The organism is Pandoraea pneumonica (genome assembly GCF_049918595.1).
Taxonomy (GTDB): Bacteria; Pseudomonadota; Gammaproteobacteria; order Burkholderiales; family Burkholderiaceae; genus Pandoraea; species Pandoraea pneumonica_A.
The window spans coordinates 197,917-213,781 of record NZ_JBNCRZ010000004.1 but is presented as its reverse complement, the minus strand read 5'-3'; the positions used below and the strand labels follow the sequence as shown (position 1 = coordinate 213,781).

Sequence of the window (15,865 nt, the reverse complement as noted above, 5' to 3'; positions counted from 1 at the left end):
ATTCGCCCATGACGCCGAACTACCTGTGCCTATGGGCGGATGGCATGGGCGATGCAGCGTGCCCGGACGGGGATTGCGATGTTGCAGCGAGTCGCCGGTTACTGCACCGGCGCGGTCAGCGCTTCGAGCTGCGAGAGCCACCGTATCGCCTGCTCGCGGCTATCGCCGCACATTTCCGCAGAAGGTTGCAACGATCCGCACACAGCCGGGCGTTGCGGGCTGCCGAAAATTTGGCAGCGATCATCGTCGTCGAGCTGCACGCAGCGTGTGTTCGCCGGCTTGCCGTGCGGCATGCCGGGAATGGGCGTCGAGATGGAGGGCGCGATACAACAAGCCGCGCAATGCGGTCGGCAATTCATGAAACGATGTGAAGCGATGGAAGTGGGTGATGAGCCAGTGACGCGTGGGTGATGCGCGGTTGATGCAAATATGCGGCGCATTCTACCGCGTGCGCCGCTCACCCCATTGCGTCGTCACCACGGCAGCGCGCCCGCGACGTCGAAGAAACCGCCATTGACCGGCCCGCGCTCACCCAGCGCCAGCATCACCACGCTGCGCGCCCCATCTTCCACGCTCTGCTTGCCACGCTTGCCGTTCAGGTCCGTCGCCGTATAACCCGGATCAACGGAGTTCACCGTGATCGCCGTCTCGCGCAAGGTGTGCGAGAGCTGCACGGTCAACATGTTGAGCGCCGCTTTCGACGCGTTGTACCCGATCAGCTTGAACGCGGCATGCTCCCACGCCGGATCGCCGTTGTAAGCGAGCGAGCCCAAGCCGCTCGACACGTTGACGATACGCGCAGCGTCCGAGCGCGACAGCCATGGCAGCATGGCTTGCGTCACGCGCAAGGTGCCGAAGAAGTTGGTCGCGAAGACTCGCTCGACGGCCTCGATGGAGGCCCGCTCGGGCACGTCGTCGCGCGGATCGGTAATGCCCGCATTGTTCACCAGCACATCGAGCCGCCCGTGATAGCGCCCGATGCGATAAGCCGCCGCATGCAGCGTCTCCGGCTTGAGCAAGTCGATCACCAGCGTCTCTGCCTGAAACCCCGCCTTGCGCAGCGGTGCCACCACTTCCTCACCCTTGGCTTCGTCGCGTGCCCCCACGACTACCGTCATGCCCGCCTCAGCGAGCGCACGTGCCACTTCCTGTCCAATGCCCTTGGTCGCGCCCGTCACCAGTGCCACCCGTCCCAGATGGCGTTCGGCGTCCGCTCGCACTGCTTTGTCGATTGCGTCCCGTTTCATCACTGCTCCCGTCGTCGTACCTGTTGTTCTGCGCCCAGCCGCACGCAAATTTGTTAGCATCGAGTTTATGAAGAATCCTTCAGTTTTTCTATTCGCATATGAAACCTGACATCCGAGGGGTCTCCGGGCCCCGTAAATCGCCGCAGCAGGCGCGTTCGCGCGTGACGATCGACGCGATTTTCGAGGCCGCCCTTCAGGTTTTGCTGCTCGATGGCGGGCGTCAGCTCACCACCACCCGGGTGGCCGAGCGTGCGGGGGTGTCGGTCGGCACCCTCTATCAATACTTTCAGAACAAGCAGGTGCTGCTCTATGCCGTGCTCGAGCGGCATATCGATCGCATTGTCTGCACGGTGGAGAAGACCTGCCAGGACTCGCACGGCCAGCCGATCGAGGCCATGGCCCGCGCGCTGGCCGACGCCTATGTCGGCGCGAAGATGACAGACATCGAGGAAGCGCAGGCGCTGTACCGTTTGTCGGAAGATCTGGATGGGCGGGAGGTGTTTTCCTGCGCTAGCGAACGGATGCACGCCGCGGTCGCCGCCATGCTGGATACCGCGCAGGACGGGCGTTTCGACGATACGAGCACGGTCGCTTTCGTGTTTCTGAATTCGATGACGGGGCCGATCAAGGCGATCCTCGAGAACCGCACGCCCCCGAACACCACCTGCGACAAGCTAGCCGCCCATATCGCCGATCAGATCGCCACGATGTGCGCGGCATATCTGCATCGTGTGGCGCTTCCCGGGGCCCCGGTTACGCCATAAGTTCACGCGTCATCATGACCGCCGCCCGGAACTGGTAAAATGCGCGGTTGTGTTTGCCTACAATCCCACGGTAATCGAAATGAATTACGAACAGGCCCGCTTTAACATGATCGAGCAGCAGATCCGTCCTTGGGACGTGCTCGATCAGCAGGTGCTCAATCTGTTGACGGTGGTCAAGCGCGAAGACTTCGTGCCGGCCGCCTACCGCAACCTCGCATTCACCGATGTGAAGATCCCGCTGCGCGACGCTGCGATCAGCAACGACAGCCAGTTCATGCTGGAGCCGCGTGTCGAAGCGCGTATTCTGCAAGCGCTCGCGCCGAAGAAGAACGAAAACGTGCTGGAAATCGGCACGGGTTCGGGCTACATGGCCGCACTGCTGGCCTATAACGCGCATCACGTGACGACGGTGGAATTCGACGCCAATCTGGCGCAAGCGGCCCAGCAGACGCTGCGTGCGAACGGCGTGACGAATGTGGAAGTGGTCAACGCCGACGGCGCGCAAGGCTGGAGTGCTGCCGCCCCGTACGACGTGATCGCCATCTCGGGCGCGCTGGCGGAACTGCCACAAGCGTTCCTCGCGCAACTGAAGGTCGGTGGCCGTCTGGCCGCCTTCGTGGGCGGTTCGCCGGTCATGGAAGCGCAACTGATCACGCGTCTGTCGGAAAACGAATACCGCACCGAAAACCTGTTCGAGACGCAAGTGGCCTATCTGGTCGCGCCGCAACCGTCGAGCTTCAAGTTCTGAGCCCGGCGCCCGGGTGTGTGCCGCCGCCAGTTGACGGCGGCGCGCCCCGGAATGCCGTGTGCGGACCAGCCCCGCGGGGGATCAATGAGGACTGGCCGCCATCTATACGACATACGTTCATCATGCAAAACATTACACCGGCGCAATTGGCCCAGTGGCTCGCGGATGGGGACCGCGGCCAACCCACGCTACTCGACGTGCGTGAGGATTGGGAAGTGCAGACCTGCCACATCGCACAGAGCAAGAACGTGCCGCTCGGCGACGTGCCGTCCCGTCTGAACGAACTCGACGCCGAAGGCCCCATCGTGTGCATTTGCCATCACGGCATGCGCAGCGCCCGCGCAGCGATGTTTTTGGAACAACAAGGTTTCACCCAGCTTTTCAATCTCGACGGTGGTATCGATGCCTGGGCTCGCCAGGTCGACCCGTCGATGCCGACTTACTGAGCCAGGGCCATGCGCCCCTCGAGGCTCGCCGCGCACCCGCGCGCGGCCAAGCGTGCGCCTGTCCTGCGCGCGGCGTTTGCCATGCCTTTCGTCTTCGCGACGATGGGCTTCGCCGCCGCGCCCGCCAGCGCCACCGATCTTCTCCAGCTCTACGGAGAAGCCCAGACCCGCGATGCGCTGATCGCCAGCGCCCGCTCGGCCTATCTCGCCAATGTTGAAGCGCTGCCGCAGGCACGCGCCGGGCTGCTGCCGCAAGTGGTTGCGCGCTGGAGCACCGTCAACACGCACTACGGCTCGAGCAATATCTCGAACACGTTCGGCAGCAGCGGCTACAGCCTCGCGCTCACGCAGCCGATCTTTCATTGGGATAGCTGGCAGACGTATCAGCAAGGCAAGCTCACCGTCGCCGCGGCCGAGGCCTCGTTCGCGCAAGCGGAGCAGGATTTGATTCTGCGCGTGGCAACGGCGTATTTCGACGTGCTCGCCGCGCAGGACGATCTCGCGCTCGCCGGTACGCACAAGCAGGCGATTGCCGAACAGCTTGCCGCAGCGAAACGCAATTTCGAAGTCGGGAATGCGACGATCGTCGACGCGAACGAAGCGCAGGCCAGTTTCGATCAGGCGACGGCGCAGGAAATCGCCGCGCAGAACACGCTCGACGTTCGCCGTGCTGCGTTTGCGCGCATTGTCGGCCATCAGGTAGGGTCGCTCGCTACGTTGCGCGCCGGGGCTACGTTGCCGTCGCCGCAACCGAATAACGTGGCGGACTGGGTCACGCAAGCGGAACAAGCGAACTACGGCGTGCAATTGCAAACGCTCACGCTGGAGACGGCGCGACGCGAAACGTCGAAGGCGAAGTCGGGCTATATGCCGTCGGTGGATCTGGTCGCCAGCGGCGCTCACTCGAACGTCGGTAACGCCAATAGCCTGCTGTCGTCGGCGATGTCGAGCCCATCGAGCCAAGGCACGGGGCCCAGCTCCGCCGGTCAGATTGGCATCCAGATCAGCATTCCGATCTTCTCGGGTGGCTCGGTGCAAAGCAAAATGCGCCAGACGCTCGCGCTCGAAGACAAAGCGCAAAGCGATCTCGACGACGCACGTCGCCTCGCGGTGCTTAGCGCACGGACGTCGTATCTGGGGGTATCGAGTGGATTGGCGCAGGTAAAGGCACTTGAGGCCGCCGAGCAATCGGCACAATCGTCGGTGGCATCGAACAAGCTCGGCTATCAAGTCGGCATTCGTATCAACGCCGACGTGCTCAACGCGGAAGACAAACTCTTCACGACCCGCCGCGATCTCGCCAAAGCCCGCTACAGCACGCTGCTCTCCAGCCTTCAGTTGAAAGCTAGCGCGGCGACACTGGTCGATACGGACCTGCAATTGCTCAATGCGCTGCTGACGGAAAACCCGGAGGCTTCTGCGGCGATGGCCGGTGCTCGGGAGGCTTCCCCCGCGAATGCTGGGGCTGGGCTGCCTGAACGGGGTGTACGGCCCGGGACTTCTGCGCCGTTGCGACGCTAGCCCCAAACCCGGTTAGTCCCTCCTCGGGGACGGACCGGGTTTCGCGCGAGCGACCGTTAGGCGGCTGTTAAGCGGCTGCGACTGCTTCCAACCAACGGCCCAGCGCACCCACCGTTCGGCCAGTCGCACCTTGATGCTGTTTTGCAAATAACGTCGCCGCCGTGCGCATCGCCAGCCGGCGATCATCGTTGACCAACAAGTCCGCCAGCGATGCCGCAAGCTCGCCCGCATCGCTCACCCGTCTCGCAGCCCCCGCCGCCAACGCGTTCTCGCTCGCTTGCGTGAAGTTGAACATGTGCGGACCGAAAATCACCGGCGTCCCTGCGGCACACGCTTCAATCAAATTCTGCCCGCCCAGCGGCAACAAACTGCCCCCGATAAAGGCCATGTCCGCCGACGAGAAATAGGCCGCCATCTCGCCCATCGAATCGCCCAACACCACCTCGACGTCGGCTGGCAACGGCGTGCCGTCATCCGGCCACGCGCTGCGACGAACATAGTTCAACTTGAACTTTTCCAGCATCGCCGCGACTTCGTCGAACCGCTGCGGATGCCTCGGCACCAACACTAACAACGCCCGACGACCTTCGTCCGATGCCGCGGCCAACATGGCGCGCGCCTGCAATACCTGCGCCTCTTCACCGTCGCGCGTACTCGCCGCGAGCCACACCTTCCGGTTGCCGAAACGCTCCCGCCACTGCTTGCCCTGCATGATGAGTGCAGGCGGTGGCGTCATGTCGAACTTCAAATTGCCCAGCACATCGACGTCATGTGCGCCCAACATGCGAAGTCGCTCCGCATCGGCATCGCTCTGGGCCAGCACTCGCGTGAAACCGCCGAATACCGGGCGCGTCGCGTCGCCAAATTTGGCCGCACGCTTGAACGAGCGCGCCGACATGCGCGCATTGGCTAACACCAACGGCACACCTTGCTCTGCGCACGTGAAGATCAGATTCGGCCAGACTTCGGTCTCCATCACCACGCCAACACTCGGTCGCCACTGCTTCAAGAAGCGGCGAATCGATCCGACCATGTCGTACGGCAGGTAGCATCGCAACACGAGATCGCCGAACAAGCCCTCGCCCGTGGCACGGCCCGTGGGCGTCATGTGCGTGAGCAACACGCCATGTGAAGGGTATTTCTCCAACAAAGCTTCGATCAGCGGCTGCGCGGCACGCGTCTCACCAACGGAAACCGCATGCACCCAGATCAGCGGGCGACCGGTGTACGGCGGCGCATCGTAGAAGCCGAAGCGCTCGCCAATGTGACGGCGATAGCCCGGTTCGAACCGACCCCGCCACCACAAACGAATCACCGCGAGCGGTGCCACGATCCACCACAAGGCACCATAGACGAGACGCAGCAGCATCAGATAAGCGCCCGGTGGGTGAGTCGTTGCAGGACCGCCAGCGGCGAGCACTCAGGGTGCACCATCGCCTCGGCGGGCAGGAAGAAGGTCTGCTCCATCATGAACTGTCCCGACATCACGGCATGCGACGTCTGGTCGGAGAAACAAACCCACACGCTGCCCGGCGGGAACGGCATGGTCTGTTGATCGGCATCGCGCTGATAGGTCATGTCGGCCTTCATGCCGTCGTGCAAATTCAGCATGATGTGGTCGTAACCGCTGCGCGGACGCTTGGTAATACCCAAAGCATTTTGCAGCCACGCCGAACCGGGCCACTGCGTGGGCACCTTCGGCAGGAATCGCTTGGCCACGTCTTCGAACGGCTCGCCCACGCGCCACACGCGCGGCTGACCTGCGGGGTTGATGTTCGTGAACACCCGCAAGATCCGCTCGCCGTAGTTCGGTCGCGATGGAAACGCGTCGACGTGCAAACGGCTGTCGTCCTTGCGCCACGACGTCTGACGCGTCTCGACCTGATGCAGACGCAGACTCGTCGGCGCAGCACGCAGCTTGCCGCGATACTCGGGCAGCAAACCGTCGATCAGGCTGCATGCCTGTGTGTAGTAACGCTTGACGAGCGCATGCACGGCGCGTTGCGTCGCATCGTCGGACGCGACGCCCACGAGGACATCGGTCTTCGGATCGAGACTAATGTTCTTGCGCTTCGGATCGGCAATCGACGGATCGAGCAGGCGCTTTTCGTCGGCGCCGATCGCAAAGGCCAGATGCGGGAAATACAGCACTTTGCCCGCCTCGACATCGGCCACCAGCGTCTCGCGCGGCAGCGACAATTCGCCGCCCTGCCAGTTGCCGGACTCGACGGTGACGATCTGGCTGCTTGCCCCTGCGGCACCGGCGGAATTCGCGCTGTGGTCCGCGCCGTGCCCGGCATTCGCAGCGTTCGTTGGATTCGTTTGGCTCATGCGTTTCGATCCTCCCCTGATTGCCCTGCTGCGGCAACGCCAGTCGATGGCGCCACCGACAAAAGCGGTGCGAACTCGCGTACTGTGTCGCGCACCTGAGCGAGCGTAGGTTTGTGCTCGGCGTCGCCGAGATTGACGATGTGCGGCGACCAGAATCCGCCGGTACGCCACGCCGTGCTGAAATTGTATAGCTCGATGGTGGGACGGTTCAGCGCTGCGGCAATATGTACCAAACCGGTATCCACGCCAACGGTGATGGCCCCGCGATCGATCAGTCCGACCACCTGCGACAGATTCATCTTCGGTGGCACCCAGGCGTGCTCGCCCAGCGCTGCCGCTAACCGCTCGGACACGTCACGCTCGGCCGCGCTGCCCCACGGCAACACGATCAGCAGCCCCTGCCCTGCAAGATCACGACCCAGTGCAATCCAGTCGTCTTCTGGCCATGTCTTGTCGTCACGCGAGGTCGCATGCACGAACACGGCATACGGACGGTCCGGGCATTGGCTGTGATCGGCACGCTCGGTGGCGATGCCGAAGTCGATATCGCCCGGCACCTTGAAGCCCAGCGCCTCGGCCACCAACAGCCGCGAGCGCGTCACCACGTGGGTGTGAGGCTCGATGCGCACCATGTGCTGATAGAGCAGCCGCACCGGCCATTCATAGCTGGCCCCCTCGGTGCGATTGCCCAGCCCCCACACCGCGCCACGTGCCGTACGCGCGATCCAGCCGGTCTTCACCAAGCCTTGCGTGTCGATGACATAGTCGTAGGGCGTCTCGCGCAACGCACGGCGAAACGCGCCGATCTCCTGCCACGTTTTCGCGGCGAACGGCTTCTTGCGCCAGCGGCGCAAAGCAAAGGGAATGACCCGGCGCACACCGCGCACGAGTTTGACAAGGTCGACGAAGCCCTCTTCCACCACCCAGTCGATCTGGGCGTCGGGAAACTGGCGCAGGATGTCCTGCACCACGGGCATGTTGTGGACGACGTCGCCGAGCGACGAGACTTTGACGATCAGAACCTGCAACCGAACGCTCCGGCGGTTCGGCCGGGCCTCGTGAGCAAAACCGCGATTTTACCCCGACACGGCCCGCCAATCATGGCTTCGGTAACGGTTCGATATGGGGTTCTGAATGCATTCGGGCCCGACGGCACCGCATGGCGGCGAGCGTCGGGCCCGAAAATACCGCGAAACCTCGTCAGAACGGCAGCTTGGCGTCCGGCTTGACGGCCAGAATGGCCGCGCGGAAGTCGTCCTGAATGCGCTTGATGGCCGCGTCGCTGTCGGCTTCGAAACGCAGCACAACCACCGGCGTGGTGTTGGAAGACCGCGCCAGGCCGAAGCCATCCGGGTATTCCACGCGCACACCGTCGATCTTGACGATGTCCTGCGCGCCGTCGAACTTGGCGGTCTCACGCAGCTTATCGATGAGCGCGAAGTTCTCGCCCTCGGCCAGCGGGATTTGCAGCTCAGGCGTGGAGATCGAGTTCGGCAGTGCATTGAGCACGGCGCTCGGGTCGGCCACCTTCGAGAGGATCTCGAGCAGACGTGCGCCCGTGTACAGGCCGTCGTCGAACCCGTACCAGCGGTCCTTGAAGAACACGTGGCCGCTCATCTCGCCGGCGAGCGGCGCGCCCGTTTCCTTGAGCTTGGCCTTGACCAGCGAATGCCCCGTCTTCCACATGACCGGTTCGCCGCCATGCTCGCGCACCCAACTGGCGAGATTACGCGTGCACTTCACGTCGTAAATGATCTTCTCGCCCGGGTTGCGGCTCAGCACCTCGGCAGCAAACAGCATCAATTGACGATCCGGATAAATGATCTGGCCGTCCTTCGTGACCACGCCCAAACGGTCGCCGTCGCCGTCGAACGCGAGGCCGATTTCCGCATCGGTGGTCTGAAGCGTGCGAATCAGGTCCTGAAGGTTCTCAGGGTGTGCCGGGTCCGGGTGATGGTTCGGGAACGTGCCGTCGACGTCGCAGAACAATTCGATCACGTCGCAACCGAGCGCGTGGAACAGCGCCGGAGCATACGCCCCGGCCACACCGTTGCCGCAGTCGACCGCAATCTTCATCGGACGCGCCAGATGCACGTCGTTGGAAATGCGCGAGCGATACGACTCGCCGATCTCGTCGGCCGTGTAGGTGCCCTGACCCGTCTCGAAATCCTGCTGCTCGATGAGCTTTGCGAGGCCCTGAATGGCATCGCCGTAAATGGCGCGGCCACGCAGCACCATCTTGAAACCGTTGTAGTCCGGCGGGTTATGGCTGCCGGTGACCATGATGCCCGAGTCGACGACGCGCCCGTGCAGGGTCACGTTCGTGGCGAAATAAACCATCGGGGTGACGACGACACCGATGTCGACCACATCGACGCCAGCAGCGCGCAGGCCGTCGGACAGTGCACCGACCAATTCCGGACCGGACAAACGGCCGTCACGGCCGACGACGACGGCGTTACCGCCTTCGCGACGCAGCGCCGTGCCGAAAGCGCGACCGATCAGGTGCGCGACGTTGGCATCGAGTGTCTTGCCGACGATGCCGCGAATGTCGTATGCCTTGAAAATCGCAGGCGAAACTTGCGTGGTTTGCGTCATGGGAAAGGGTCTCTCGAAAACGAGGGGAAATGAGTAGCGAATACGAATACCGGATGCGGGCACTCGAGAGCGGCGTGTCGGAGCACGCACACCATGCTGCCGTATCAAGAACGGCCCGCCACGAAGGCAGGCCGTGCACGGCGACATTACGCTAAAATTATACGGGACTTCGCTGCGCTGCGGCACGCCGCGAAACCCTTGTCAGCGAGTGCCTACAATCGCCCGGCGAACCGTACCGGCTCACGATGACAAGCGAGTGAAGTCTCCCAGCACCGGCCTCTCGAGGCCGGTTTTGCTTATTTCGACAACGAGTGAGCCGCGCGCCCGCCCACATGCCTTACCGGACCATCATTCGCAACATCCTCTGGATGCTGACCGAGCGCGGCGCGCAAATCGTCGGTGGCATCGTGGTCTCCGGCCTCCTCGCCCGCAGTCTCGGTGCCGCGCAGTTCGGCCTGTTTCAATACGCACAATCGCTCGTCTTTCTCGCCGCTTCGCTCACGCTGCTGTGCGGCAGCGAAGTCGTCGTGCCCCGGCTCGTGGGCAAGCCCGAGGCCGAGCAGCGCACGGTCATCGCCCACGCCTTCATGCTGCGTCTGGCCGCCGCCGCCGTGGCCTACGCCGCGCTGGCCATTTACGTCATCGCGTTTGCGGACTCCGAACTGATGGCCGCCGCCCTCTGGCTCGGTGTTGCGCTCTGGTTTCGCGAGCCGGTCGGCATTGTCATCGCCTGGCTGCAAGCGCGCACGTACAACCGGCCCAGCGTCACGGCCAATCTGTGCGCCCTCGGCGCAAAACTCGCCCTCGTGGCGGTGCTGTTCGTCACGCATGCGGGGATCGTGGCATTTGCTGTCGTCTATGCGGTAGAAGCCATCGTCGCCGCCGCACTCCTGGCCCGTTATTACTTCCGGCACTCACCCGCGACTTCGGTCATCTGGCGACGCGAGCTGCTGCGTGAATTGCTCGCCAGCGGTATGACGTTCTGGGGCGGCCTGATGCTGATGATGCTCTTCAAGCGCATCGACCAACTGGTGCTCAAGCCCATCATTCCGCTCGCAGAACTCGGCGCTTACGCGGCGGCCATGCAGATCACGGAAAACTTCGTCCTCGTCGCACCGATCATCGCGAATTCGCTGGCCCCGCAACTGATTTTTCAGGCCAGCGACAACGCACAAGCGCGCCGCAACACCATACGCGCCGTGTGGCTCATGGTCGCCGCCGGGGCAAGTCTGGCCGTGCCTATTGCCGTGCTCGCCCCATGGATCGTGCATTTGATCTACGGCGCAGGGTTTGCCGAGTCGGCACAGATTCTGCGCGTGTCGGCGCTCATGGGCATTCTGGTGTTTGCCGACGCCGCGCTCAACCTGACGTTGATCCGGCGCGGCGCGGGACGTTGGGTCATCGCGAAATGGCTGTGCGCCGCAGTGATCGCCTTCGTGGTGGTGCGCACCTTGGCGCCGCAAATCGGGGCCATGGCGGGTGCACTGGGGTATGGCGCGGGTTACGCCGCCGCCCTCGCGCTCGGCATCTGGCTGCTGCGCCGGGACTGACACGATGACAACCGCCAAGTCCACTGCCCCCGCCCGGTCCGCCAAAACGATCTGCCTATTCACCGGCACACTGGCCGCTTTCGCCGGTGCCGAGCGGGCCACTGCCACGCTAGCCAACGCACTCACCGCACGCGGACACCGCGTGCATGTGTTGTCGCTGTGGGGCCACACGCCCGTGTTTGCGTTGGCGCCAGAAGTTCGGCATCACGCCTTGTTCGCCGAACGGGTGGCGTTCAAGCATCACTATTTGTCGATTGTTCGCGACGTCAGGCGATATGTGAAAGCGCACGGCATCGAGGTGATGATCGATGTCGACCCGATGCTCGCGCTCTACACGCTCCCGGCGACGTTTGGCTTACCGATAAGGCGAATCGCGTGGGAACACAGCACTTATGCGAGCGACCTTGGCCGCCGCGCGCGCCGTTGGGCGCGGGCGTTGGCCGCACGCCGTTACGATGCCGTAGCGGTACTCACTGACGCGGATCGCAACGCCTGGCAAGCGCACCATCCGCACGCTCGCGCGCAGTTCGTCACGTTGCCGAATCCGTTGGGCATTGCCGCGCCTGCTGAGCCGCCATCGCACGACGGCGCGTGCTGCATCCTCGCGGTCGGGCGGTTGGTGCCGGAAAAAGGGTTTGATCGGTTGATCGACGCGTGGGCGAAAATCGCCGCCAGCGCGACCAGCGCCGCCCCCGTCGATCCCGATGTGCCCGCCGCTGGCTGGCAAGTCCGCATCGTCGGCGACGGCCCGTTGCGCGAGGCCCTTCGGGCACAGGCGCAGTCGCTTGGCGTAGGCGACACCGTGCAGTTGCTCCCTGCCACGGCAGATATCGCGCAGCACTATGCCCAAGCCGCGATTTACTGTCTGCCGTCGCGACGCGAGAGCTTCGGTTTGGTGTTGCTCGAAGCACAGGCTTACGCGCTGCCCATCGCGGCATTTGCTGCCGACGCTGGCCCCCGGGCACTGCTGCATGACGGCACCGATAGCCTGATCGCCGCCGATGGCGACATCGACGCATTGGGCACCGCACTGCGCCGTCTGATCGACGATGCTTCGTTGCGCCAGCAGTTGGGCTTGGCCGGTTATCGGCATGCACAAGCCTTCCGCCCCGACACCATCGCCGCCCGCTGGGAAGCGTTGTGGACGCACGCAGCGGCAACACCCGAGGCTGTCGCATGAAGATCGTCCTGTTTGTGACCGGCTTACAGCTGGGCGGCGCAGAGACGCAAGTCGCCGATCTCGCCCGTGGTTTTCTTGCACGCGGGCACGAGGTCGTCATGATCTCGCTGACCGGCGAGTGCGCCGTGCGCTTGCCGGAATCGCCGCATTTCTCCCTGATCGAGTTGCGCGCGAACAAAACGCCGTGGTCACTTGCCGCTGCTGTTGCCAAATTCGCTGCGCATATCCGGCACTTGCGGCCCGACGTCGTGCACGCCCACATGGTGCATGCGAACCTGCTCGCTCGCGTGGCACGTTGGTTCGCCCCGATGCCGGTCCTTGTCACCAGCGCACACAGCCGCAATGAAGGCGGCCGGGCGCGCATGCTCGCGTACCGGCTCACCGATCGCTGCACCGACCTGACAACGAACGTCAGCGACGACGCCGTCGCTGCTTTCGTCGCCCAAGGTGCGGCCCCGGCGGCGCGCATCGTCAGCATGCCCAATGGCATCGACACGCAGCGTTACCGGCCCGATGCCGCCAATCGTGCGTCGTTACGCGCGTCGCTCGCGTCGCTCGCCTTGTCGCCCTTATCCGTCGATGAGCACGGCACCTCGCCAATCGTGTTTGCCGCGGGGCGTCTGGTCGACGCGAAGGACTACCCCACGCTGTTCGAAGCCTTCGCGCAGGTGCACCGCCAGCTACCCGACGCCCGGTTGTTCATCGCCGGAGACGGTCCATTGCGTGCCGCGTTGCAAGCGCGCATCGACGCGCTGGGCCTCGCGCAGGTCATCACGCTGCTCGGCCGCCGCGACGATGTGGCCGATTGGATGCGCGCCGCCGATGTCTACGTCATGTCGTCGGCATGGGAAGGTCTGCCGTTGGTGATCGGCGAAGCGATGGCGAGCGGACTGCCCGTGGTCTCGACCGACTGCGGCGGTGTGCGCGAATTGCTCGGCACGCAGCGCGGGAACGTCCTCGTCCCGGTTGGCGACGCCCAAGCGCTTGGCGATGCCCTGATCGAAATGCTGCACCTGTGCCAGCAGGCACCCGATACGACCCATGCCGTGAGCGCCGCCAACCGTGAGCGCATCGTCTCCCACTACTCGCTCGACGCCGTCGTAGCGCGCTGGCTCGATTGCTATGCGCAGCTTGCTGCGCGAACTGCCTCAACCTACTGATCGCCCATGCGCCCGCCTGTCCTGTTCTGCTCCAATTCGTTCTGGTCGATTCATAACTTCCGTGGCGGCCCTATCCGTGCGCTGCTCGCTGACGGTTACGCGGTTCATGTCGTCGCCCCGGACGACGACTACGCGCCGCTGTTGCGCGACATGGGATGCGTCGTGCACGTCATGCCCATGGCATCCAAGGGAAAAAATCCATTTAGCGACCTTGCGCTCGCCCGGCGGCTGTATCGCCTTTACCGTAGCGTTCGCCCCGCTGTGTGCTTTCACTACACGATCAAGCCGAATATCTATGGCGCGATGGCGGCGCATTGGGCCCGCATTCCCTCGGTGTCGATCACTACGGGAATGGGTACGGTCTTCATCAACCGCTCTTTCCTGACCCGAATCGTGCGACTGCTCTACCGCCACGCATTTCGCCACACGCGGGAGAACTGGTTCCTGAACGAGTCGGATTTCGACGCCATGGTCGGCGGCGGACTCGTCGATCTGCGTAAGGCCCGGTTGCTCCCCGGTGAAGGCGTCAATCTCGATCACTTCGCCAGCGCGCCATGGCCCGCCGACGATGGGTCGCGCCGATTCCTGCTGATCGCGCGCATGCTGCGCGACAAGGGCGTGCTCGAATTCATCGAGGCAGCACGCTCATTGAAGTTGACGACACCACAAGTGAAATGCCAATTGCTAGGACCGGCCGACGTCGAGAACCCGACGTCCATTTCTCACGATCAGATCGCTGCCTGGGAGCGCGAGGGGCTCGTCGAGTATTTGGGGGTGACGCAGGAAGTGCGGCCGGCTATCGCGCAAGCCCACTGCATTGTCTTGCCGTCGTATCGAGAGGGGTTGTCCCGGACACTGCTCGAAGCCGGGGCGATGGCTCGTCCGGTGATTACCACCGATGTGCAGGGGTGCCGTGAAGTCGTCGACGATGGCCGCACTGGGTGGGTCGTGCCCGTCCGAAATGTAGAGGCTCTTGCGGCCCGAATGGCAGCCACTTCCAGAATGTCAACGAGGGAGTTGACGGCGGTCGGACACGCCGGGCGTGCTAAAGTAGCGCAAAATTTCGACGAAGGTCTGGTGATCGCCGAGTATTTCAGAGTCCTCGGCGAGGTCGATGGGAGCGACAGTCACACCAGGCTCGCCTCCGATTCAGCGCAGTAAGCTGACGCCAGTCACATATAAGAACTAACAACGCGCTCAACGACTTGTCCGTACCATGCTGAACCTGACCTTGGCCCTCGTAGTCTCGTTTATCACCACACTTTTGATTGTGCGTTATGCCCATGTGCATGCACACTTTTCGAGCGATAGCGATACCAAGGGTGTCCAAAAGGTCCATGCGCATCCCGTGCCGCGCATCGGCGGACTGGGCATCATGCTTGGGCTGCTTGCGGCAGGAACGTTTGCCACGTTCCACTACCCGGGGCCGCTCGAGGAGATCCTGCTGCTTGCAGCTAGTGCGGCCCCCGTATTCCTCGGGGGTTTCATCGAGGACATCACCAAGCGAGTTTCGCCGCGCATGCGTCTGCTGTGTGCCATGGTCTCCGCGTTCATCGCGTATCTCTTGCTTGGCATTCACATCAATCGCATCGGCATCGCCCCGCTGGATCATCTGCTGGCGATTCCCGTGATCTCAGTGGCGTTGACCGTTAATTGCACCGCTGCCATGACGAATGCCGTCAATATCATCGACGGATTCAATGGCCTGGCCGCAATGGTGAGTATCTTCATGTTCGCCTCGCTCGGCTACGTGGCGTTTCAGGTCGGCGACTACATCGTACTTTCCGCGTCGATGATCATGATTGGCGCCGTACTTGGCTTCTTCATCTTCAACTACCCGAACGGACTGATTTTCTTGGGCGACGGCGGTGCCTATTTTGTCGGATTCATGCTGGCCGAGTTGGCCATCCTGCTCGTGATGCGCAATCCGATGGTGTCGCCGTGGTATCCCGCGCTCATGCTGATCTACCCGATCTTTGAAGTGTGCTTCTCGATCTATCGCCGTCGTTTTGTGCGGGGGGTCTCACCCAGCATGCCGGACGGCGTGCACCTGCACATGCTCATTTACAAGCGCATTCTGCGTTGGGCCGTCGGCTCGCGGGTCGCAGCACAGCTCACGCGACGTAACTCGATGACGTCGCCGTACCTCTGGGTGCTTTGTCTGCTGGCCGTCGTGCCGGCCACCATTTTCTGGCGCCATACTGGCATTCTCGCGGCGTGCAGTTTGGCGTTCATCGTGACCTATGTCTGGCTGTACCGGAGCATTGTGCGGTTCCGCTCCCCGCGTTGGATGATCGTCAAAAAGAAACGCTGAATCTCG

The 15,865-nt window shown here is 63.3% G+C and carries 15 protein-coding genes; 9 read left to right on the top strand and 6 right to left on the bottom strand.

Annotation, left to right across the window (positions count from 1 at the left end; translation table 11 throughout):
• Positions 1 to 98 precede the first annotated feature (98 nt).
• Together ACPWR9_RS17520 and ACPWR9_RS17515 are read right to left on the bottom strand one after the other, a co-directional pair.
• Positions 99 to 359: a YkgJ family cysteine cluster protein gene (locus ACPWR9_RS17520; RefSeq protein WP_426299683.1), complete on the bottom strand. Its 261-nt coding sequence runs from the start codon at positions 357 to 359 to the stop codon at positions 99 to 101.
• Positions 360 to 473: 114 nt separating this feature from the next.
• Positions 474 to 1,247: an SDR family oxidoreductase gene (locus ACPWR9_RS17515; protein ID WP_426299681.1), complete on the bottom strand. Its 774-nt coding sequence runs from the start codon at positions 1,245 to 1,247 to the stop codon at positions 474 to 476.
• Between the two features lie 161 nt (positions 1,248 to 1,408).
• On the opposite strand from ACPWR9_RS17515, the gene ACPWR9_RS17510 reads away from it, so the two are divergent.
• The 4 genes from ACPWR9_RS17510 (at position 1,409) to ACPWR9_RS17495 (ending at position 4,726) form a co-directional block, all read left to right on the top strand.
• Positions 1,409 to 2,011 (top strand): TetR/AcrR family transcriptional regulator, encoded by a 603-nt coding sequence (locus tag ACPWR9_RS17510; protein ID WP_426299679.1) that lies wholly within the window; start codon positions 1,409 to 1,411, stop codon positions 2,009 to 2,011.
• 79 nt (positions 2,012 to 2,090) lie between these two features.
• Positions 2,091 to 2,759 carry a protein-L-isoaspartate O-methyltransferase family protein gene (locus ACPWR9_RS17505; protein ID WP_426299677.1) on the top strand — a complete coding sequence of 223 codons (669 nt, stop codon included), beginning with the start codon at positions 2,091 to 2,093 and terminating at the stop codon, positions 2,757 to 2,759.
• A 122-nt stretch (positions 2,760 to 2,881) separates the two neighbouring features.
• The gene (locus ACPWR9_RS17500; RefSeq protein WP_426299675.1) at positions 2,882 to 3,205 is read left to right on the top strand and encodes a rhodanese-like domain-containing protein; all 324 of its coding nucleotides are present in this window, start codon (positions 2,882 to 2,884) and stop codon (positions 3,203 to 3,205) included.
• An 81-nt stretch (positions 3,206 to 3,286) separates the two neighbouring features.
• On the top strand, positions 3,287 to 4,726 hold the full coding sequence (locus tag ACPWR9_RS17495; RefSeq protein WP_426299673.1) for a TolC family outer membrane protein: 1,440 nt from the start codon (positions 3,287 to 3,289) through the stop codon (positions 4,724 to 4,726).
• 67 nt (positions 4,727 to 4,793) lie between these two features.
• Here the strand turns inward: ACPWR9_RS17495 and waaA are convergent, their stop codons facing one another.
• The 4 genes from waaA to ACPWR9_RS17475 all read right to left on the bottom strand — a co-directional run bounded on the left by waaA (position 4,794) and on the right by ACPWR9_RS17475 (position 9,655).
• Complete coding sequence (waaA, locus tag ACPWR9_RS17490) at positions 4,794 to 6,092, bottom strand: lipid IV(A) 3-deoxy-D-manno-octulosonic acid transferase (RefSeq protein ID WP_426299945.1); 1,299 nt, start codon at positions 6,090 to 6,092, stop codon at positions 4,794 to 4,796.
• A gap of 2 nt (positions 6,093 to 6,094) precedes the next feature.
• The gene (locus tag ACPWR9_RS17485) at positions 6,095 to 7,057 is read right to left on the bottom strand and encodes a Kdo hydroxylase family protein (protein ID WP_426299671.1); all 963 of its coding nucleotides are present in this window, start codon (positions 7,055 to 7,057) and stop codon (positions 6,095 to 6,097) included.
• The gene (gene waaC / locus ACPWR9_RS17480; protein WP_426299669.1) at positions 7,054 to 8,085 is read right to left on the bottom strand and encodes a lipopolysaccharide heptosyltransferase I; all 1,032 of its coding nucleotides are present in this window, start codon (positions 8,083 to 8,085) and stop codon (positions 7,054 to 7,056) included. The genes ACPWR9_RS17485 and waaC overlap by 4 nt, the downstream gene beginning before the upstream one ends.
• A gap of 172 nt (positions 8,086 to 8,257) precedes the next feature.
• The gene (locus ACPWR9_RS17475) at positions 8,258 to 9,655 is read right to left on the bottom strand and encodes a phosphomannomutase/phosphoglucomutase (protein WP_426299667.1); all 1,398 of its coding nucleotides are present in this window, start codon (positions 9,653 to 9,655) and stop codon (positions 8,258 to 8,260) included.
• A gap of 332 nt (positions 9,656 to 9,987) precedes the next feature.
• Here ACPWR9_RS17475 and ACPWR9_RS17470 point away from each other — a divergent pair, with 332 nt between their 5' ends.
• The 5 genes from ACPWR9_RS17470 to ACPWR9_RS17450 are packed head-to-tail and all read left to right on the top strand — an operon-like array spanning position 9,988 to position 15,859.
• Entirely contained in the window at positions 9,988 to 11,205 is a 1,218-nt protein-coding gene (locus ACPWR9_RS17470) for an oligosaccharide flippase family protein (protein WP_426299665.1), read from the top strand.
• Positions 11,206 to 11,209: 4 nt separating this feature from the next.
• The gene (locus ACPWR9_RS17465; protein ID WP_426299663.1) at positions 11,210 to 12,385 is read left to right on the top strand and encodes a glycosyltransferase family 4 protein; all 1,176 of its coding nucleotides are present in this window, start codon (positions 11,210 to 11,212) and stop codon (positions 12,383 to 12,385) included.
• Complete coding sequence (locus ACPWR9_RS17460; protein ID WP_426299661.1) at positions 12,382 to 13,545, top strand: glycosyltransferase; 1,164 nt, start codon at positions 12,382 to 12,384, stop codon at positions 13,543 to 13,545. Before ACPWR9_RS17465 ends, ACPWR9_RS17460 begins: the two co-directional genes overlap by 4 nt.
• Positions 13,546 to 13,551: 6 nt before the next feature.
• Complete coding sequence (locus ACPWR9_RS17455) at positions 13,552 to 14,706, top strand: glycosyltransferase family 4 protein (RefSeq protein WP_426299659.1); 1,155 nt, start codon at positions 13,552 to 13,554, stop codon at positions 14,704 to 14,706.
• A 55-nt stretch (positions 14,707 to 14,761) separates the two neighbouring features.
• Positions 14,762 to 15,859 carry an MraY family glycosyltransferase gene (locus ACPWR9_RS17450; protein WP_426299657.1) on the top strand — a complete coding sequence of 366 codons (1,098 nt, stop codon included), beginning with the start codon at positions 14,762 to 14,764 and terminating at the stop codon, positions 15,857 to 15,859.
• Positions 15,860 to 15,865 lie beyond the last annotated feature (6 nt).